This is a genomic window from Streptomyces sp. NBC_00459 (genome assembly GCF_036013955.1).
Classification (GTDB): domain Bacteria; phylum Actinomycetota; class Actinomycetes; order Streptomycetales; family Streptomycetaceae; genus Streptomyces.
The window spans coordinates 4099685-4119646 of sequence record NZ_CP107903.1; the positions used below are offsets into that span (position 1 = coordinate 4099685).

Below are 19962 nucleotides of genomic sequence, written 5' to 3' on the forward strand. Positions count from 1 at the left end.
CAGCAGGGCTCAGGAGGCCATCGAGGGGGAGGGGCTGGGGGAACCGCTGTCGACGGGCGGCGACGAGCCTCCGGGGTCGGCCGGGGTCGAGGTCACCGAGGCCGTCGGGGTGGGGGTCGGTGTGGGCTCCGGGTCCGGTGACGAGGACGGTGGCGGGTCGCTGGGGGGCGGCGTCGCGGGCGCGGAGGTCGTCGGGTCCGGGTCCGGGGGCGGAGTGCTCGGGCGGGGCGGGCCGGGGGCCGGTGGGTGCACCGGGGTCGGGTCCGGGGGTGTGGGCGCGGTGCCGTACCCCTCGATGGAGACGACGGCGGACGCCGGTGCGATCGACACGCGCGCGCTCCAGTGACCGGCCGGTTCGCGCAAAGGGTCGACGTACACCTTGATCGTGAACGACTCGCCGGGCCGCAGCGTTCCCGAGGAACGGCTCGGATACAGCCAGGACGCCCCTGTGGACGCCGTCCAGCGCACCGGGGTGTGCCCGGACGCGGTGAGGGTGATGAGCGTCGTGTCGCCGTCGCTGGACGCCTCCACGGTGAGCAGTCCCGGGCTCTCCTTCGCGCCGGGGACCGCGCTGACGACCTCCACGGAGACGTCCGGTGAGCCGTGGTCCTTCCTGACGAGGCCGTTGTCGGGGCCGGTGCCCGCGTTCCCCGCGTTGCCCGCGTTCTCGTAGCCGCCGCCCGCGGCCTGGCCGTCGAGACTGTCGTGGCGCTGCGCCTCGCTCGCGGTGGCCGACCTGTCCCCCGGGCCGCCCTCGCCGGTCACCGGCGCCCCGCGGTAGGCCGCCCACAGGGCGAGCACGGGAGCCGCGACCACGGTGGCGACGACCGTGGTCGTGACGGCACGCGCGCGTAGCCGGTCCCTTCGGGCGGCGCGGTCCTTGGGGTCCATCGGGAAGCCGCGCCGGTCGAAGCGCGGAGCGGCGGCGCCCCGCGCGCGCGGGAGGTGCGCCATGGCGACGTGCAGGGCCGCGCGGGGCGCCTCCAGGACGGGCAGTTCGGCGGGCGTGACGCTGGTCCCGGGCCAGGAGCCGGGAACGGCCCGCTCGGCGACACGGCGGCACCGCGGGCAGTCGTCGACATGCCGGACCAGTTCGCGGCGCAGCGCCGTGCTGAGCACCAGCTGGTGGTCGCCGGTGAGGCGGGAGACGCTCGGACAGGCGCCGGTCTCGACGACGGCGAGGGCCGCGCGGGTGCGTTCGACCTCGCAGGCGGCGGAGGCGAGCAGGTCGCCGGCGGCGACGGCGTCCAGGCCCAGTACGCCGGCGACCTCGTGCGCGGCGAGCTTGTGGCGCACGGCCAGTTCGAGTGCCTCGCGCTGTTCGGGGGTGGTGCCTGCGGCCTCCGGCCAGGCGAGCTGGGCCAGTTCACGCCGGTGCGCCTCCTGGGCCTCCTCGGAGACGGGGGCGGCGGAGTCGGGGGCGGCCTGGGGCGCGGGGGCGGCGGACGCCTGCCGCTTGCCGCGTCGGCCTGCCGCGTGGGTGCTCTGACGTTTCTGCTTGGCCTCGGCGAGCTTGCGCAGACAGGCCCAGCGGGCCAGGGCGTACAGCCAGGCCCTGCGGTCACCGGCGGACTCCGGGCCGCGCGGGCTGCGGCGCTCGGCGAGCGCGAGGACGTCGCCGAGGGCGGCGGTGGCCGTGTCGTGATCGCACAGGACGGACAGGCAGTAGGTGAACAGGCCGTCCAGATACGGCTCGTAGCGCGCGGGCGGGCGCTGCACCAGCGTGCGCCCCGCCGCCCGGTCGCGCGCCTCACGGTGCGCCCGGTGTGCGCCGGTGCTGCGGGTCGGGGTGTCCGGACTACTGCTCATCACCCGTGCGACCGTAGGCGCCTTACGACGGCCCCTCCCCCCACCTTGAGCACATTTAATCCGTACGGGTGAAACGATCCCTCAATAGGGGACAGCAACCCCGGATTCGATGGCCTGTTCCCGCCCTGACGTGGCCGATTAGCGCGGGGAGCGCGGCTTCCGGCACCCGTCGGTGACGGTGGTGGCGGTGATGTCAGTGCGCCCGGCTACGGTTCGTCCCATGGCTGTTCGCACGAAGACCGCTAAGGACCGTCCGTCCTACCGCTGCACCGAGTGCGGCTGGCAGACGGCCAAGTGGCTCGGCCGCTGCTCCGAATGCCAGGCGTGGGGCACGGTCGAGGAGTACGGCGCGCCCGCGGTCCGTACGACGGCACCGGGCCGGGTCACCACCTCCGCGGTCCCCATCGGCCAGGTCGACGTCCGCCAGGCCACCGCCCGCAGCACCGGCGTGCCCGAGCTGGACCGCGTACTGGGCGGCGGGCTGGTCCCCGGTGCCGTGGTTCTCGTGGCCGGTGAGCCGGGCGTGGGCAAGTCGACGCTCCTCCTCGACGTCGCGGCGAAGTCGGCGAGCGACGAGCACCGCACGCTCTACATCACGGGTGAGGAGTCCGCGAGCCAGGTCCGGCTGCGCGCCGACCGCATCAGGGCGATCGACGACCACCTGTTCCTGGCCGCGGAGACGGACCTGGCGGCGGTGCTGGGCCACCTGGAAGCCGTGAAACCGTCCCTCCTGATCCTCGACTCCGTCCAGACGGTGGCCTCGCCGGAGATCGACGGCGCCGCGGGCGGCATGGCCCAGGTGCGCGAGGTCGCCGGGGCGCTGATCCGCGCCTCCAAGGAGCGCGGCATGTCGACACTCCTGGTGGGTCATGTCACCAAGGACGGCGCCATCGCCGGCCCGCGCCTCCTGGAACACCTGGTGGACGTGGTCCTGTCCTTCGAGGGCGACCGGCACGCCCGCCTCCGTCTCGTCCGGGGCGTCAAGAACCGCTACGGCACGACGGACGAGGTCGGCTGCTTCGAACTGCACGACGAGGGCATCACGGGCCTCGCCGACCCGAGCGGCCTGTTCCTGACCCGGCGCGCCGAACCGGTGCCGGGGACCTGTCTGACCGTCACCCTGGAGGGCCGCCGCCCGCTCGTCGTCGAGGTACAGGCGCTCACCGTCGACTCGCAGATCCCCTCCCCCAGGCGGACGACATCGGGGCTGGAGACGTCCCGGGTCTCGATGATGCTCGCGGTTCTCGAACAACGGGGCAGGATCAGCGCACTCGGAAAGCGGGACATCTATTCGGCGACGGTCGGCGGGGTGAAGCTCTCCGAGCCGGCCGCGGACCTCGCGATCGCCCTCGCGCTGGCCTCCGCCGCGAGCGACACCCCGCTGCCCAAAAACCTGGTCGCGATCGGCGAAGTGGGCCTCGCGGGCGAGGTCAGACGGGTGACGGGGGTGCAGCGCCGACTCTCCGAAGCCCACCGTCTGGGCTTCACGCACGCACTCGTTCCCTCGGACCCCGGCAAGATCCCCGCCGGTATGAAGGTCATCGAAGTCGCCGACATGGGGGACGCGCTCCGGGTGCTTCCGAGGTCGCGTAGGCGAGAGGCCCCACGGGACGACGGGGACCGCCGGTAGACTTTGCCCAGGTCTCGCCCGTCCGTACGAACAACGTGTGCGAAACGGGAGCGCCCCAGAACCTGCGACCGGAGGAGTGCAGTGGCAGCCAACGACCGGGCAGCAGCTCCAGGAAAGTACGGTGGGAGCTCCGGTGCCGATGGCCTGATGCGCGCCTCACTGAGCGCCGTGGCACCCGGCACGGCGCTGCGCGACGGGCTTGAACGGATTCTCCGCGGCAACACCGGCGGACTCATCGTGCTGGGCTCCGACAAGACCGTCGAGGCGATGTGCACGGGCGGTTTCGTCCTGGACGTCGAGTTCTCGGCGACGCGGCTGCGTGAGCTGTGCAAGCTCGACGGCGGCATCGTGGTCTCCTCGGACCTGTCCAAGATCCTGCGGGCCGGCGTACAGCTGGTCCCCGACCCGAACATCCCCACCGAGGAGACGGGCACCCGGCACCGCACCGCCGACCGCGTGTCGAAGCAGGTGGCCTACTCGGTGATCTCCGTCTCCCAGTCCATGAGACTCATCGCGCTGTACGTGGACGGCCAGCGCCGGGTCCTGGAGGACTCTGCCGCGATCCTGTCCCGCGCGAACCAGGCCCTGGCGACCCTGGAGCGCTACAAGCTCCGCCTCGACGAGGTCGCGGGCACACTGTCCGCGCTGGAGATCGAGGACCTGGTGACGGTCCGGGACGTCTCCGCGGTGGTGCAACGCCTGGAGATGGTCCGCCTCATCGCGACGGAAATCGCCGGGTACGTGCTCGAACTGGGCACCGACGGGCGGCTTCTGGCCCTCCAGCTGGAGGAGTTGATCGCGGGCGTGGAGCCGGAGCGCGAGCTGGTGGTCCGGGACTACGTCCCCGAGCCGACCGCCAAGCGCTCCCGCACGGTCGACGAGGCACTCGCCGAACTCGACGCGCTCAGCCACGCCGAACTGCTCGAACTCTCCACGGTGGCCAAGGCCCTGGGCTACACGGGCTCACCCGAGACGCTCGACTCGGCGGTCTCCCCCCGCGGCTTCCGCCTCCTGGCGAAGGTGCCGCGCCTGCCCGGCGCGATCATCGACCGCCTGGTGGAACACTTCGGGGGCCTGCAGAAGCTGCTGGCGGCGAGCGTCGACGACCTCCAGACGGTGGACGGGGTCGGCGAGGCGAGGGCGCGCAGCGTGCGGGAAGGACTGTCGCGGCTGGCGGAGTCGTCGATTCTGGAGCGGTACGTGTAGGCGAGCCGCGGAGATGGGCCCGAAGGGCCGACGTGTTCGGCCCTTCACGCTCCTTCTCGGTCCCGGCTCTGCCGCTCCTCCTCGGTCCTTTTCTCAGTCCTGCTCAGTCCTGCTCAGTCCTTGTCCAGCACGAAGGACGTCTGGGCCTTCGGGAAGCCCTGGACCTGTGCCTCCACGAGGTAGGTGTCGGCTGTCGCCGATCCCGCCTTCGGGGTCGCGCACTCGGGGGCGCTCGCCTTGCGGTCCCACTCGAAGGTGTACGTGATGCTGCCGCCGGCCGAGACCCGGAACAGCAGACCGGACGTGTCCTTGGGGCAGTCGTCCGAGACCCAGATGTCGTCGTCGCTGCTGGTCTGCGTGATCGTCACGACCGCCGCCTTCGGGCCGAGGTCGATCTTGCAGTCGTTGGCGGAGGAGTTCTTGGCGACCAGCTGGAAAGTGGGCGTCTCGTCGGGCGCGTAGGTGTTCTGGACACTGCGCAGGCTCAACCGGAGGACGCCGGCGGTGCAGTTGGGCAGCGTCGAACCGGCCGGAAGGGTGTCGCCGCTGCCTACGCTGCCGTTGACGCCGTCGTCCGTGCCGGAGCCGCCGCTGCCCGTCCCGGCGGAACCGCTGTCGCCGCCGGAGCCGTCCGAACCCCCGGAGCCGGCCGAGCCGGAACCGGAACCCGAGCCGCCGCTGTCCGTACTGCCGGAGCCGCCGGTGTCCGTGCTGCCCGACTCGTCGCGCCCGCCCGGGGCTTGACTGATCGCGGGCCCCGAACCGGACGGTCCCGGGGTGATCGTCTGCACGGGATCCTTGCCGTTGGCGCCGTCCGTGCTCTTGTTGCCGCCTCCGCCGCCGGAAGCGACGATCCAGATGCCCAGCAGCGCCAACAGGGCGAGCACAGACAGCAGAACGGCCCTCCGTCGCCAGTAGATGGAGGAGGGAAGCGGCCCGACCGGATTGCGCATAGATCCCACGGCGCAAACTGTACGAGAGATCAGACAGTTCACTCGCCCCACCCGCCGCCGGGGACCTAACTTTTCCGGATCATCATCCCGGCGAAGGGAGTTGGTGACGTGGCCGAACTCCACTCGGGCACGCAGCAGTTCACGGCCGGTCGGGCCTGGGCTCCTCAACCCGTAGGGCGTTCACCGTCCAGCCCGTCCGGCGCTTGAGGACGAGTCCCCTTCAGGGCCGGAGCGGGGGTCCGGGGGCGGCAGCCCCAGGAACGGGATGGGACGGGTAGGGGCGGCGGTGGCGAAGAACCAACCCAGGTCGCACCGCACCGCACCACATCACCCACCCCCGCATCCCCACATGGCAGGATCGGAACCGCCATGACTGCGCCCACGAAACCCCCGCACCGCGACACCGCCCCCAAATCCCTCCCCTCCTCCATCGCCGACGGCACCCCCCTCCACACGCCCGTCATCGACTGGTTCGACGAGCACGCCCGAGACCTCCCCTGGCGGCGCCCGGAAGCCGGCCCCTGGGGCGTGATGGTCAGCGAGTTCATGCTCCAGCAGACGCCCGTCAGCCGCGTACTGCCCGTCTACGAGCAGTGGCTCGCCCTCTGGCCCCGCCCCGCCGACCTCGCCGCCGCCCCCTCCGGCGAAGCCGTCCGCGCCTGGGGCCGGCTCGGCTACCCGCGTCGCGCCCTGCGCCTGCACGGCGCCGCCGTCGCCATAACGGAACGCCACGGTGGCGACGTACCCACCGAGCACGCCCAACTGCTCGCCCTGCCCGGCATCGGCGAGTACACCGCCGCGGCCGTCGCGTCCTTCGCCTACGGCCAGCGGCACGCCGTACTGGACACGAACGTCCGCCGTGTCTTCGCCCGTGCCGTCACCGGCGTCCAGTACCCCCCGAACGCCACCACGGCCGCCGAACGCAAGCTCGCCCGCGCCCTGTTGCCTGCCGACGAGCCCACGGCCGCCCGGTGGGCCGCGGCCTCCATGGAGCTCGGCGCACTCGTCTGCACGGCCAGGAACGAGACCTGCCACCGCTGTCCGATCGCCGCCCAGTGCGCCTGGCAGCTCGCCGGGAAGCCCGAGCACGAGGGCCCGGCGCGGCGCGGCCAGACGTACGCCGGTACGGACCGTCAGGTACGCGGCAAGCTGCTCGCCGTACTCCGCGAAGCCCACACCCCCGTACCGCAGGCCGCGCTCGACAGCGTGTGGCACGAGCCGGTCCAACGTGCCCGGGCCCTCGACGGGCTCGTCTCCGACGGTCTGGTCGAGCCCCTGCCGGGCGGGCTGTACCGCCTGCCCCACAGCTGAGACGGACCGCCGGGGACGCACAGCCAAAACACATGCCCGGCGTTCCGCAACGCCCCGACACCCTTCCGCAACACGCTCACCCCATGCACAAATCACCACTTAACCCCACCAATTACCCCACCCGCTTACCCCTTCCCTATTTCCGTTACACAACCGACGGACAGCCGAGCGCTCCCCGAAGGCTGGCTCGGACAACCCCGTGACAACGGCTCCGTAACTTCATCCCTGTACAGACCACAGGGCAGTGAAGGCCGACCGGCAGGGCGGGTCGGAAACGGGGACGGAGGCGGTCGAGATGGCGCAGCAGGGCGAGGTGCTCGAGTTCGAGGAGTACGTCCGCACACGGCAGGACGCGCTGTTGCGCAGCGCCCGTCGACTGGTCCCGGACCCCGTCGACGCGCAGGACCTGCTGCAGACCGCGCTCGTACGGACGTACGGCCGCTGGGACGGCATAGCGGACAAGCGGCTCGCTGACGCCTACCTCCGCCGGGTGATGATCAACACCCGGACCGAGTGGTGGCGTGCGCGCAAGCTCGAAGAGGTGCCCACCGAGCAGCTCCCGGACGCGTGCGTCGACGACTCCACCGAGCAGCACGCGGACCGCGCACTCCTGATGGATGTCATGAAGGTTCTCGCACCCAAGCAGCGGAGCGTCGTCGTGCTGCGACACTGGGAGCAGATGTCCACGGAGGAGACGGCCGCCGCCCTCGGCATGTCGGCCGGTACGGTCAAGAGCACGCTGCACCGGGCGCTCGCCCGGCTCCGGGAGGAGCTGGAGGCCCGCGATCTGGACGCACGCGCGCTGGAGCATGAGGAGCGGGAGCGTTGCGCGGCCTAGGCACAGGGGCGACCGATCCCGGGGTCCCACGGACACGGACACGGGCGGGCACGACGGACTCGGACACGGCCTCACCCCCAGGCCAAGGCCCTGGTCCTGCCCATGTTTCTGGTCCTGGCCCTGGCGCGGGCTCACGGGAGTGGCCGGGGCACGTCCCCGGGCTGCTCATGGGGCCGGCCCTGTCCGCCCCTGCCCGGCGGGCCTTTCAGGCGGTGATCACGGCGACGGCCGTGCTCGCCGCCCTCGCCCTTTTCGCCTCCGCCTGCGCCACCGGCGGCACCGGCGCCCGTGACGAGGGCCCGGCCGGCACCGACTCGGTCGCGGGCAAGCTGAGCGCCACCCCGATGCCCTCCGCGTACGCCACTCCGGACGACGTGGACGCGGTCGAGCTCGTCAAGGAGGATCCGGGGGTCGCGGCCTCGGTCAAGCGCGCGCTGAAACCGTGCGTCGGGGACGAGTACCCGGTCGACGTGTCGTACGGGAACCTGACCGACGGAGCCGCCGACGACGTCGTCGTCAACGTCATGACCTGCAGCGATGCCGTCGGCGTCGGTTCCTATGTGTACCGCGAGGCGGGGGACGGGTACCGGAACGTCTTCAGGGCCGAGGAGTCCCCGGTGTACGCGGAGATAGACCGCGGCGACCTGGTGGTCACCAAGCAGGTCTACAAGAAGGACGACCCGGTGACGAGCCCGTCGGGCGAGAATGTGATCACCTACCGCTGGACGGCGGGCCGCTTCGCCCTGGAGTACCGCACGCACAACGAGTACAGCGGCGCGGTCGACGGCGACGCACCGACGACGGCCCTCAACTGACCCGCACCACCCCAGTACCGAATTCCGACCCCGTACCGCCGCCACACACGAGACGAGAACTGAGAGCACCCGGGATGGCAGACCAGACCCACGTCCTCTTCGTCGAGGACGACGACGTCATCCGCGAGGCCACCCAACTCGCCCTGGAGCGGGACGGCTTCGCGGTCACCGCCATGCCCGACGGGCTGTCGGGCCTGGAGGCGTTCCGCGCCGACCGCCCCGACATCGCCCTCCTGGACGTCATGGTCCCGGGCCTCGACGGGGTCAGCCTGTGCCGCCGTATCCGCGACGAGTCCACCGTCCCGGTGATCATGCTGTCGGCGCGCGCCGACTCGATCGACGTGGTCCTGGGCCTGGAGGCGGGCGCCGACGACTACGTCACGAAGCCCTTCGACGGTGCCGTCCTGGTCGCCCGGATCCGCGCGGTCCTGCGCCGCTTCGGCCACGCGAGCGGCCCGAACGCGTCCGGCTCCGAGGGCAGCGCGCCCGTGACCGGCGGGGTGCTGGTCTTCGGGGACCTGGAGATCGACACCGAGGGCATGGAGGTCCGCAAGGAGGGCCGGACGGTGGCCCTGACCCCCACCGAGATGCGGCTGCTGCTGGAGTTCTCGTCCGCGCCGGGCACGGTCCTGTCCCGCGACAAGCTCCTCGAACGCGTGTGGGACTACGGCTGGGGCGGCGACACCCGTGTCGTCGACGTCCATGTGCAGCGGCTGCGTACGAAGATCGGCCAGGACCGGATCGAGACGGTCCGCGGCTTCGGCTACAAGTTGAAGGCCTGAGCGGGCCCATGCGACTGACTCGGTTCACGGGCATCCACACCGGGCTCAGGTGGAAGCTGAGCGCCGCCATCGCGCTGGTCGGCGCGCTCGTGGCGGTCACGCTCAGCCTTGTCGTGCACAACGCGGCCCGGGTCTCGATGCTGGACAGCGCACGCGACCTCGCGGACGAACGCGTCCTGATCGGACAGAGCAACTACAACCTGTCGGGGCGGCCCAACTTCCCTGGCATCAAGGTCGACGACCCGAACCTGCCCGAGGAGCTGCGGGAGAAGGCCGCGCAGGGCCGCCGGGCGACCTATGTGACCGACCGGCCGGACGGGGTGCCGGACATCTGGGCGGCCGTACCGCTCAAGGACGGGCACATCATGTCGCTGCACACCGGGTTCACCGACCGCAGTACGGACATCATGGCCGACCTCGACCAGGCGCTGATCATCGGCTCGATCGCCGTCGTCCTCGGCGGCAGCGCGCTCGGTGTGCTCATCGGCGCGCAGTTGTCGCGCCGGCTGCGCAAGGCGGCTGCCGCCGCGAACCAGGTCGCCAGGGGCGAGACGGACGTACGGGTGCGGGACGCCATCGGCGGTGTCGTACGGGACGAGACCGACGACCTCGCCCGGGCGGTGGACGCGATGGCGGACACACTGCGGCAGCGCCTGGAGGCGGAACGGCGCGTGACGGCGGACATCGCGCACGAGCTGCGTACGCCGGTGACAGGCCTGCTGACGGCCGCCGAACTGCTGCCGCCCGGGCGCCCGACGGAGTTGGTCCTGGACCGGGCGCAGGCCATGCGCACGCTGGTCGAGGACGTCCTGGAGGTGGCCCGTCTCGACGGCGCGTCGGAACGGGCCGAGCTGCAGGACATCATGCTGGGCGAGTTCGTGGCCCGGCGGGTGCTCGCGAAGGACCCGGAGATCGCCGTACACGTGGTGCACGAGTCGGAGGTCACGACGGATCCGCGGCGGCTGGAGCGCGTCCTGTTCAATCTGCTGGCCAACGCGGCACGGCACGGCAAGGCGCCCATAGAGGTGTCGGTCGAGGGCCGGGTCATCCGCGTACGCGACCACGGCACCGGCTTCCCGGAGGACCTGCTGGCGGACGGACCGAGCCGCTTCCGTACGGGGAGCAGTGACCGTTCGGGACACGGCCACGGTCTCGGCCTCACCATCGCCGCAGGCCAGGCCCGAGTTCTGGGCGCCCGCCTCACGTTCCGCAACATACGTCCACCGGGCGCCCCGGAGCACGTCCCCGCGGAGGGCGCGGTGGCAGTCCTGTGGCTCCCGGAACACGCCCCGACCAACACGGGCAGCTACCCGATGCTGCCGCGCGCGAGCAGCTGAGGGGGCAATCCCACCCACCCGTTCACCGCATCGACGTCCCGCACCATTCAGCCCGTCCGGCGTTTGAGGACGAGCGCCTTCAGCGCGAAGCGGGGTCTGGGGGCGCAGCCCCCAGTGGGGGTCCCCCCTCTGGGGGAGGGATGGGTCGGGTAGGGGCGGCGGGGGCGAAACAACCACAGCCGAAGACCCCCGGGGGCAGCCGCACCCGAGGGCCTTCGACACCTCACCGTCCCCCAGCCCCCACGTCAAACCGCCTCAACCACAGTCCCCTTGACCGAAGCCGAAGCCGAATCGGAACCCGAGCCGGAGCCCTCGCCCTCGCCACCCTTCTCCGGCTCCGCCCCCTTCAACGGAACCTCCTTCACGAACACCGCCGCCACCAGCACCACGACCGCCACGACAGCCCCCAGCAAAAACGCCGAGTGCGTCCCGGAAGCCACCGCGTACTGGTACGCCTCCCGCGCCGCCGCCGGCAACTTCGCCAGGCTCGCCGCATCCAGCTGCGCCGACTGCTCGGTCACCTTGGAGCCCAGCGCCCCGGCCCGCTCGCTCATCACGTCCTGCACCCGGTTGTTGAACAGCGCCCCCATGATCGCGACCCCGAACGAGGACCCGAGCGTACGGAACAGGGTGGTCGTGGAGGACGCGACGCCCATGTCCTTCATCTCGACACTGTTCTGCGCGACCAGCATGGTGATCTGCATCAGACAGCCGAGGCCCGCCCCGACCACCGCCATGTACAGACCGGACGTCAGCCGCGAGGTCTCCGTGTCCATCTGCGCGAACAGGTACAGCCCGACGCTCAGCAGCACACCGCCGACCAGCGGGAACACCTTGTACTTGCCGCTGCTCGTCGTCACCCGCCCCGCCACCATGGACACGACCATCATCGACGCGAGCATCGGAAGCAGCAGCAGCCCGGAGTTGGTCGCGGACGCGCCCTGCACGGACTGCTGGTACAGCGGCAGGAACAGCACCGCACCGAACATCACGAAGCCGGTGATGAAGCCGATGATCGACATCAGGGTGAAGTTGCGGCTGCGGAAGATGTGCAGCGGAATGATCGGCTCGGCGGCCTTCGTCTGCCAGAACACGAACCCGACGAGCGAGGCGACGCCGATCCCGATGAGCTCCATGATCATGGCGGAGCCCCACGCGTACTCCGTACCGCCCCAGGTCGTGACGAGCACGATCGACGTGATGCCGACCGTCAGCAGCGCGACGCCCGGATAGTCGATGCGCGTCTTCGCCCGCTTCTTCGGCAGGTGCAGCACGGCGCTGATGGCGGCGAGCGCCACGACACCCAGCGGCAGGTTGATGTAGAACGACCAGCGCCAGCCCAGGTGGTCCGTCAACGCCCCGCCGACCAGCGGTCCGCCGATCATGGCGAGTGCCATCACGCCGGCCATCATGCCCTGGTACTTGCCCCGCTCACGCGGCGGAATCAGGTCCCCGATGATCGCCATGACCCCGACCATCAGGCCACCGGCGCCAAGTCCCTGCACGGCCCGGAAGCCGATCAGCTGTCCCATGTCCTGGGCCATACCGCTGAGCGCCGACCCGATCAGGAAGAGCACGATCGAGCTCATGAAGACGCCCTTGCGCCCGTACATGTCACCGAGCTTGCCCCAGATCGGGGTGGAGGCGGCGGTGGCGAGCGTGTAGGCCGTCACGACCCACGCGAGGTGTTCGAGCCCGCCCAGTTCACCTACGATCGTCGGCATCGCCGTACCGATGATCATATTGTCCAGCATTGCGAGCATCATCGCGATCATGAGCGCGAGCAGCACCACACGCACGCTCCGCGGCTGCTTGCCCTGCTGAACCTGCTCGCCTTGCCCGCCCTGTTCGTCCACCACTGCCCGCGTGTCCGCCATCGTGTCCGCCCCACTCCCCCACGTACTCCTACTTACTTGCCGCCCGGCAAGTTGGCTACACTGGGAAGCTAGACCTCTAACTAGCCGGGCGTCAAGTAAGTTTTGTCCCAAGGGCACTCCCGAGGGTTTAGCAGCGGAAGCAGGAGTACGGGCATGGACCGCACCAAGCAGCGTCGACGTGGGGACACCCGTCAGCGCATCCAGGACGTGGCGCTCGAACTCTTCGCCGAACAGGGTTACGAAAAGACCTCGCTGCGGGAGATCGCCGAGCGCCTCGACGTCACGAAGGCGGCGCTCTACTACCACTTCAAGACCAAAGAAGAGATCGTCGTCAGCCTGTTCGAGGATCTGACGAAACCGATCGAGGACCTGATCGAGTGGGGCCGGCGGCAGCCGCACACCCTCGACACGAAGCAGGAGATCGTACGCCGCTACAGCGAGGCGCTCACCGAAGCGGCCCCCCTCTTCCGCTTCATGCAGGAGAACCAGGCGACGGTACGGGACCTGAGCATCGGCGACATGTTCAAGACCCGCATGCTCGACATGCGGGAGATCATCATCGATCCGGACGCCCCCCTGGTCGACCAGGTCCGCTGCATCAGCGCGATGTTCACGCTGCACGCCGGGATGTTCGTGCTCCAGGACCTCGCGGGCGACGCGGAAGAGAAGCGCCAGGCGGTCCTGGAGGTCGCGATCGGCCTGGTGACACAGGCACACGAGGGCACTGACCGGCCTCTGTAGCCGCAGCGCCCTCGACCGGCCGGGTCACACACCGAGCAGACAACGCCCACAGGTCACACAGAGCAGACAGACCAGAGCAGTCGAACCGGTCGAACCGGTCAGACAGTCACGCCCTTGGCCCGCAGAAAGGCCACGGGGTCGACGGCGGACCCGTAGTTCGCCGTCGTACGGATCTCGAAGTGCAGGTGCGGGCCGCTGGAGTTGCCCGTGTTGCCGGACAGGGCTATGCGCTGCCCGGTGGCCACGACCTGGCCGACCTTCACACTGATCCGCGACAGATGGGCGTACTGCGAGTACGTCCCGTTGCCGTGCTTGATGACGACGGCGTTGCCGTACGCCGAACCGTCACCGGCGCCGTTGCCGCCGGCCTTGACGACGGTGCCGCCGTGCGCGGCGACGACCTTGGTACCGCTCGGCACCGCGAAGTCCTGGCCGGAGTGGGTGGACGACCACATGTTGCCGGCCTGGTTGAAGCTGGCGCTGAGCTTGTACTTCTTGACCGGGTCCACCCAGGTGGCGGCCTTCTTGGCGGCGGCCTGAACCTGCACGGCCCCCGTCGCACCGGTCTCGGCGGCGGCAGCGACCCCGGTCACCCCCAGGACGATCGACACCCCGAGCCCGGCGGCCAGAGCCGAGACGCGGGAGACACGGGAGACGCGGGTCGTACGGGACAGGGTGGTGGCGCGCTGGAACATCGAGACCTCATGGGGACGGGGACAGAAAAGCCACCCGGCACAGGCGATCCCGCCGGATGGGCAACCCCTTGGTAACCCCGAGCCCCGCCGATCCCCAAACTTCCGATCTACGACACAAGTTCGTAGACGACCACAAATTTACCCACTTCTTGACAAAACAACCGAAGCAACCACCCGCCACAAACCCCTACCGACCCGCACCCTCACCCACTAATCGCCCTAGTAACGGACATTTCGCCTGTGCCTCATGTCACCGGGCCGCAAGATCCATCGACGTACGACTGTGACGCGCACAACTCGCCGCCACGGGACCGGTAATGGGCCGAATAAACCCGCGCCGACTACTGGCACCTCGCCGCTACCCGTGAGTAATGTGCCCTTCCCATCAGCGCCACTCACTCCCGCAAGCATGTCCCTGACATCTGCATGCCCTGGCACCGCACGGCCCTACGTGAGAGGACCCCCAACTCCGATGACAAGAGGCTCAGCAGGCTCCTGGACGCCCTGGACCCGCCGTATCGGCCTGACCGCTGCCGCCGCGATCGCCGCGGTGACCCTGGCCGGCCCCGGCACCGCCCAGGCCGCGACCACCGCTGCCACCGCGTCCGTGTCGGCAGCCGCCGAGGACGTCGACTACGCCACCTGGCAACAGGACTGCCAGACCGTGATGGACCAGGCCCTGCCCTATCTGAAGCAGCGCATAGCCGCCGCCTCCAAGGGCGAGAAGCAGGCGATCGTCTTCGACATCGACAACACCACCCTGGAGACCGACTACGGCTTCAGCTACCCGTCGCCGGCCAACGCACCCGTGCTGAAGGTCGCCCAGTACGCCCAGGACCACGGCGTCGCCCTGTTCTTCGTCACCGCGCGCCCGGACATCATCAAGCCCTTCACTCAGTACAACCTCACGTACGTCGGCTACAACGTGACCGGGCTGTACGTCCGCAATCTGATCGACCTCTTCAAGAACGTGGCCGACTACAAGACCGCGCAGCGCGTCGACATCGAGTCGAAGGGCTACACGATCATCGCCAACATCGGCAACAGCGCCACCGACCTGTCGGGCGGCCACGCCGAGAAGACGTACAAGCTGCCGGACTACGACGGCCAGCTGTCGTAGGTCGTCAGGGCATACGAGAGGGGCCGGTGCTGGAAAGCACCGGCCCCTCTCGTTCAGTTCAGGCGGTACCCGCAGGCGAAGAGCCTCGGGCAGCGCCCTCAGGCGCACCCCGGAGGGTCACGCCTCCTTGCTCAGGTTCGGTCCGGCACCGCCGGCCGCCTGCTCGATCGGCGGGACGTCGGGCAGCGCCGACTTCTCCTCACCCCGGAAGGTGAAGGTCGCGGTCTCACCCTCGCCCTCCGTGTCGACGACCACGATGTGACCGGGGCGCAGCTCGCCGAAGAGGATCTTCTCGGAGAGCGTGTCCTCGATCTCGCGCTGGATCGTGCGACGCAGCGGGCGGGCGCCCAGGACGGGGTCGTAACCCTTCTTGGACAGCAGCTCCTTGGCGGCCTGGGAGAGCTCGATGCCCATGTCCCGGTCCTTGAGGCGCTCGTCCACCTTGCCGATCATCAGGTCGACGATCTGGAGGATGTCGGCCTGCGTGAGCTGCGGGAAGACGACCACGTCGTCGACGCGGTTGAGGAACTCGGGGCGGAAGTGCTGCTTGAGCTCGTCCGAGACCTTGTTCTTCATGCGCTCGTAGTTGGACTTCTTGTCACCGGAGGCCGCGAAGCCCAGGTTGAAGCCCTTCGAGATGTCCCGCGTGCCGAGGTTGGTCGTCATGATGATGACCGTGTTCTTGAAGTCCACGACCCGGCCCTGGGAGTCGGTCAGGCGACCGTCCTCCAGGATCTGCAGCAGCGAGTTGAAGATGTCCGGGTGGGCCTTCTCGACCTCGTCGAAGAGGACGACGGAGAACGGCTTGCGGCGGACCTTCTCGGTCAGCTGGCCGCCCTCTTCGTAACCCACGTATCCGGGCGGGGAACCGAAGAGACGCGACACCGTGTGCTTCTCGCTGAACTCCGACATGTCGAGGGAGATCAGCGCGTCCTCGTCACCGAAGAGGAACTCGGCCAGGGCCTTGCTCAGCTCGGTCTTACCGACACCGGACGGACCCGCGAAGATGAACGAACCACCGGGACGCTTCGGGTCCTTCAGACCGGCACGCGTACGACGGATCGCCTTCGAGAGCGCCTTGACGGCGTCCTTCTGGCCGATGACCCGCTTGTGGAGCTCGTCCTCCATGCGCAGCAGGCGGCTCGACTCCTCCTCGGTCAGCTTGAAGACCGGGATGCCGGTGGCGGTCGCCAGGACCTCGGCGATCAGCTCGCCGTCGACCTCGGCGACGACGTCCATGTCGCCGGCCTTCCACTCCTTCTCCCGCTTGGCCTTCGCGGCGAGGAGCTGCTTCTCCTTGTCACGGAGAGAGGCGGCCTTCTCGAAGTCCTGCGAGTCGATCGCGGACTCCTTGTCCCGGCGCACGCCGGCGATCTTCTCGTCGAACTCGCGCAGGTCCGGCGGCGCGGTCATCCGGCGGATGCGCATCCGGGAACCGGCCTCGTCGATGAGGTCGATCGCCTTGTCGGGCAGGAACCGGTCGGAGATGTACCGGTCGGCGAGCGTCGCCGCCTGCACCAGGGCCTCGTCGGTGATCGAGACGCGGTGATGCGCCTCGTACCGGTCGCGCAGGCCCTTGAGGATCTCGATCGTGTGGGGGAGGGAAGGCTCCGCCACCTGGATCGGCTGGAAGCGGCGCTCGAGGGCCGCGTCCTTCTCGAGGTGCTTGCGGTACTCGTCGAGCGTGGTCGCACCGATGGTCTGCAGCTCACCACGGGCCAGCATCGGCTTCAGGATCGAAGCGGCGTCGATGGCGCCCTCGGCGGCACCCGCGCCGACCAGCGTGTGCAGCTCGTCGATGAACAGGATGATGTCGCCGCGGGTGCGGATCTCCTTGAGGACCTTCTTCAGGCGCTCCTCGAAGTCACCGCGGTAGCGGGAGCCGGCGACCAGCGCACCGAGGTCCAGGGTGTAGAGGTGCTTGTCCTTGAGGGTCTCGGGCACCTCGCCCTTGACGATGGCCTGGGCGAGACCCTCGACGACGGCGGTCTTGCCGACGCCGGGCTCACCGATGAGGACCGGGTTGTTCTTGGTGCGGCGGGACAGCACCTGCATGACCCGCTCGATCTCCTTCTCGCGCCCGATGACCGGGTCGAGCTTGGATTCGCGGGCCGCCTGGGTGAGGTTCCGGCCGAACTGGTCGAGGACCAGGGACGTCGAGGGCGTGCCCTCGGCGGGGCCGCCACTGGCGCCGGCGGTCTCCTTGCCCTGGTAGCCGGAGAGCAGCTGGATGACCTGCTGCCGCACCCGGTTGAGATCTGCGCCCAGCTTGACGAGGACCTGGGCGGCGACGCCCTCGCCCTCGCGGATCAGGCCGAGCAGGATGTGTTCCGTGCCGATGTAGTTGTGGCCCAGCTGAAGGGCTTCGCGGAGCGACAGCTCCAGGACCTTCTTGGCACGGGGGGTGAAGGGGATGTGCCCGGACGGGGCCTGCTGCCCCTGCCCGATGATCTCCTCCACCTGCTGGCGGACCGCCTCGAGCGAAATCCCGAGGCTCTCCAGGGCCTTAGCGGCGACACCCTCACCCTCGTGGATCAGGCCCAGGAGGATGTGCTCGGTGCCGATGTAGTTGTGGTTGAGCATCCGGGCTTCTTCCTGAGCCAGGACGACAACCCGCCGCGCGCGGTCGGTGAACCTCTCGAACATCGTTAATCGCTCCTCAGAGCGGTCAGGCAGTAAGGGGACGCTCCCCTCCCTGTCCTTCCGCAGCTTAGTCCCGCAAGCGGGGACCGCTCATTCCAACTGCCGACACCGGACCGAGAACCAACACAGCCTCCTGACCCCGTACGCCGACATATGCTCCAACCCGATCGTGCGAGACGATGTTCCCGCAGGCCAGGGAGATACCCTCACTATCAGTACGCCGATGGCGAACGTGAGACGCCCTTTTCTGCGTGTCGCCCCCTCCCACTAGGGATTGTCTTACCCGTACGGACCGACACTCCATGCCGGATGCACGGGTTCCCTCCGCTACGGGCGAACAACCTTGCGCCGCCGAACTGCTCCGGGCTTCCCCGAAATCGGCACTCTGTGCGCCCGACAGGACACCCAGCGTAACTCGCGGCCTCTCGCGGCGGTTGGCTTTGACATGGTCCCCACGGTCCCCCTTCCTCGTCGCCCTCTTGATACGGACGACACCCCTGGTGGTCTCACGAGTGACACCGGTACCGATGTCACCGGTGACATCCGCCGTTGGTACGAGAACGAACTGGGGTGGGCGACAGTGCCCGGTTCCGGTTCCTCGGGGTCTCCGCTGCGGCTGGCCGTGGGCCTGTGCTTCGACGTGCTGGACGTGCCGGCGGAGGCGGGCTTCGCGACGCTGCGCCAACGGGCGCGGACACGGGCGCCGGGTTCCCCTGTGGCCCTGTGCGGGGACCGGATGCTGGTCCTGGTGGCCGCGGGCAGCTCGGACGAGTTGCCGGGGCTGCTGGACTGGCTGGAGTGGGGCGGGCTCACACCGGACCTGAGGGCGATCGGCGCGGGCGGCCACATCGAGGCACCCCTGCCACCCGGGTTTCCGGGGCTTCCCGCACTGCCCGGATTTTCCGGCGGTACGGGCGACTTGCCGGGCCCGACAAATCCGCAGGGGGCCGCTGTCTGGCTGCGGCCCCCTGAAACAGGGTGCGGGACGGAAATCCCACTGCCGACGATGTCGGCCCTGGGGGGCGTCGGAGGCGCCCCCGATCTCGTACGGCTGGTGGACACGCTGGCGACGCAATGCCATCGGGTCCGACTGCGGCGCGCGAGCGCTCAGCCGTTGGCCTTCTCGTAAGCCTCACGAATGGATGCGGGAACGCGGCCACGGTCATTGACCTCGTAACCGTTCTCCTTCGCCCAAGCACGGATCTGCGCGGTGTCCTGGCTGCCGCCAGTGACGACACGCGCCTTTCCACGCCCACCCGAAGCGCGACCTCCAGTGCGACGGCCGCCCTTGACGTAGGCGTCGAGGAGACCGCGAAGCTTGTCGGCATTGGCAGTCGTGAGGTCGATCTCGTACGTCTTGCCGTCCAACGCGAACGTCACGGTCTCGTCGGCCTCGCCACCGTCGAGGTCGTCGACAAGAAGGACCTGAACCTTCTGTGCCACCGGATTTCCTTTCATCGATAACTCGGGAGCCGAGGCTGCGGCATGCGCCGCCGATTCGCGTCCCCTGTTATATGCAGTACTGCAGTACATCGGAAAGCAAACCGCTTTTGCCGGAAAAACACAAACCCCCGGGAGAGACCGGCCTCCCTTCCCCGGGCCGGAAACGTGCGCGTTTCGGACATAGGGAACCGGGGCAGGGCGCCCGACAGGAATTACCCGATGCCCGATCACAGATGCAGAAGCATCCGGCTGTTGCCCAAGGTGTTCGGTTTCACTCGTTCGAGACCGAGGAACTCCGCGACGCCCTCATCATAGGAACGCAGCAGCTCGGCGTAGACATCGGTGTCGACAGGTGTCTCGCCGATCTCCACGAAGCCGTGCTTCCCGAAGAAGTCCACTTCAAAGGTCAGACAGAAAACGCGACGAACACCGAGCCAGCGGGCGGTCTGCAGCAACTTCTCCAGCAACTGATGTCCGACACCGGAACCTCTGAGGTCGGGGTTCACGGCAAGAGTGCGGACTTCGGCGAGGTCTTCCCACATGACGTGGAGTGCACCGCACCCCACGACCTCACCGTTGTCGTCGCGTTCCGCGACCCAGAACTCCTGGATGTCCTCGTAAAGAGTCACCGTCGCTTTGTCGAGCAGGATACGGCCACGGACGAACGAGTCAAGGAGTCCGCGTACGGCCTGGACATCGCTGGTCCTGGCCCGCCGGACGGTGATGGCTTTCGCTGTGACTTCGGGACGGATCGCTGACATG

The 19962-nt window shown here is 69.3% G+C and carries 17 protein-coding genes; 10 read left to right on the plus strand and 7 right to left on the minus strand.

Going from position 1 to position 19962, the window contains the following annotated elements:
- Positions 1-9: 9 nt before the first annotated feature.
- Positions 10-1812 carry a BACON domain-containing protein gene (locus OHN74_RS17895; RefSeq protein WP_327695545.1) on the minus strand — a complete coding sequence of 601 codons (1803 nt, stop codon included), beginning with the start codon at positions 1810-1812 and terminating at the stop codon, positions 10-12.
- Between the two features lie 217 nt (positions 1813-2029).
- Between OHN74_RS17895 and radA the strand changes: the two genes are divergently transcribed.
- Entirely contained in the window at positions 2030-3439 is a 1410-nt protein-coding gene (gene radA / locus OHN74_RS17900) for a DNA repair protein RadA (protein WP_327695546.1), read from the plus strand.
- 81 nt (positions 3440-3520) lie between these two features.
- A complete protein-coding gene (disA, locus tag OHN74_RS17905) occupies positions 3521-4645 on the plus strand; it encodes a DNA integrity scanning diadenylate cyclase DisA (RefSeq protein WP_327695548.1) in 1125 nt (374 codons plus the stop codon).
- Between the two features lie 113 nt (positions 4646-4758).
- Here the strand turns inward: disA and OHN74_RS17910 are convergent, their stop codons facing one another.
- The gene (locus OHN74_RS17910; protein ID WP_327695549.1) at positions 4759-5607 is read right to left on the minus strand and encodes a hypothetical protein; all 849 of its coding nucleotides are present in this window, start codon (positions 5605-5607) and stop codon (positions 4759-4761) included.
- Positions 5608-5967: 360 nt separating this feature from the next.
- Here OHN74_RS17910 and OHN74_RS17915 point away from each other — a divergent pair, with 360 nt between their 5' ends.
- The 5 genes from OHN74_RS17915 to cseC all read left to right on the plus strand — a co-directional run bounded on the left by OHN74_RS17915 (position 5968) and on the right by cseC (position 10681).
- Positions 5968-6909, plus strand: coding sequence for an A/G-specific adenine glycosylase (locus tag OHN74_RS17915; protein WP_327695550.1), 942 nt, complete (start codon positions 5968-5970; stop codon positions 6907-6909).
- Positions 6910-7204: 295 nt separating this feature from the next.
- Positions 7205-7747, plus strand: coding sequence for a SigE family RNA polymerase sigma factor (locus OHN74_RS17920; RefSeq protein ID WP_006374267.1), 543 nt, complete (start codon positions 7205-7207; stop codon positions 7745-7747).
- 167 nt (positions 7748-7914) lie between these two features.
- Entirely contained in the window at positions 7915-8562 is a 648-nt protein-coding gene (locus tag OHN74_RS17925) for a hypothetical protein (RefSeq protein ID WP_327695551.1), read from the plus strand.
- 74 nt (positions 8563-8636) lie between these two features.
- Positions 8637-9344: a two-component system response regulator CseB gene (gene cseB, locus OHN74_RS17930; protein ID WP_327695552.1), complete on the plus strand. Its 708-nt coding sequence runs from the start codon at positions 8637-8639 to the stop codon at positions 9342-9344.
- Positions 9345-9352: 8 nt separating this feature from the next.
- Entirely contained in the window at positions 9353-10681 is a 1329-nt protein-coding gene (gene cseC / locus OHN74_RS17935; protein WP_327695553.1) for a two-component system sensor histidine kinase CseC, read from the plus strand.
- A gap of 245 nt (positions 10682-10926) precedes the next feature.
- On the opposite strand, the gene OHN74_RS17940 is transcribed toward cseC, so the two are convergent.
- The gene (locus OHN74_RS17940; RefSeq protein WP_327695554.1) at positions 10927-12558 is read right to left on the minus strand and encodes an MDR family MFS transporter; all 1632 of its coding nucleotides are present in this window, start codon (positions 12556-12558) and stop codon (positions 10927-10929) included.
- 153 nt (positions 12559-12711) lie between these two features.
- Here OHN74_RS17940 and OHN74_RS17945 point away from each other — a divergent pair, with 153 nt between their 5' ends.
- Positions 12712-13299 (plus strand): TetR/AcrR family transcriptional regulator, encoded by a 588-nt coding sequence (locus tag OHN74_RS17945; protein WP_327695555.1) that lies wholly within the window; start codon positions 12712-12714, stop codon positions 13297-13299.
- A gap of 98 nt (positions 13300-13397) precedes the next feature.
- Here OHN74_RS17945 and OHN74_RS17950 read toward each other — a convergent pair whose 3' ends face one another.
- On the minus strand, positions 13398-13994 hold the full coding sequence (locus tag OHN74_RS17950; protein WP_327695556.1) for a M23 family metallopeptidase: 597 nt from the start codon (positions 13992-13994) through the stop codon (positions 13398-13400).
- 472 nt (positions 13995-14466) lie between these two features.
- On the opposite strand from OHN74_RS17950, the gene OHN74_RS17955 reads away from it, so the two are divergent.
- On the plus strand, positions 14467-15114 hold the full coding sequence (locus OHN74_RS17955; protein WP_327695557.1) for an HAD family acid phosphatase: 648 nt from the start codon (positions 14467-14469) through the stop codon (positions 15112-15114).
- 117 nt (positions 15115-15231) lie between these two features.
- Here the strand turns inward: OHN74_RS17955 and OHN74_RS17960 are convergent, their stop codons facing one another.
- Positions 15232-17760 carry an ATP-dependent Clp protease ATP-binding subunit gene (locus OHN74_RS17960; RefSeq protein ID WP_327695558.1) on the minus strand — a complete coding sequence of 843 codons (2529 nt, stop codon included), beginning with the start codon at positions 17758-17760 and terminating at the stop codon, positions 15232-15234.
- A gap of 442 nt (positions 17761-18202) precedes the next feature.
- On the opposite strand from OHN74_RS17960, the gene OHN74_RS17965 reads away from it, so the two are divergent.
- Positions 18203-18886, plus strand: a complete 684-nt coding sequence (locus tag OHN74_RS17965; RefSeq protein ID WP_327695559.1) for an SCO3374 family protein — start codon at positions 18203-18205, stop codon at positions 18884-18886.
- Here OHN74_RS17965 and OHN74_RS17970 read toward each other — a convergent pair.
- Together OHN74_RS17970 and OHN74_RS17975 are read right to left on the minus strand one after the other, a co-directional pair.
- Positions 18865-19200, minus strand: a complete 336-nt coding sequence (locus tag OHN74_RS17970) for a histone-like nucleoid-structuring protein Lsr2 (protein ID WP_327695560.1) — start codon at positions 19198-19200, stop codon at positions 18865-18867. The two genes, OHN74_RS17965 and OHN74_RS17970, sit on opposite strands and share 22 nt — an antisense overlap.
- Positions 19201-19427: 227 nt before the next feature.
- Positions 19428-19961, minus strand: a complete 534-nt coding sequence (locus tag OHN74_RS17975; RefSeq protein WP_189150567.1) for an amino-acid N-acetyltransferase — start codon at positions 19959-19961, stop codon at positions 19428-19430.
- Between the last annotated feature and the right edge of the window lies 1 nt (position 19962).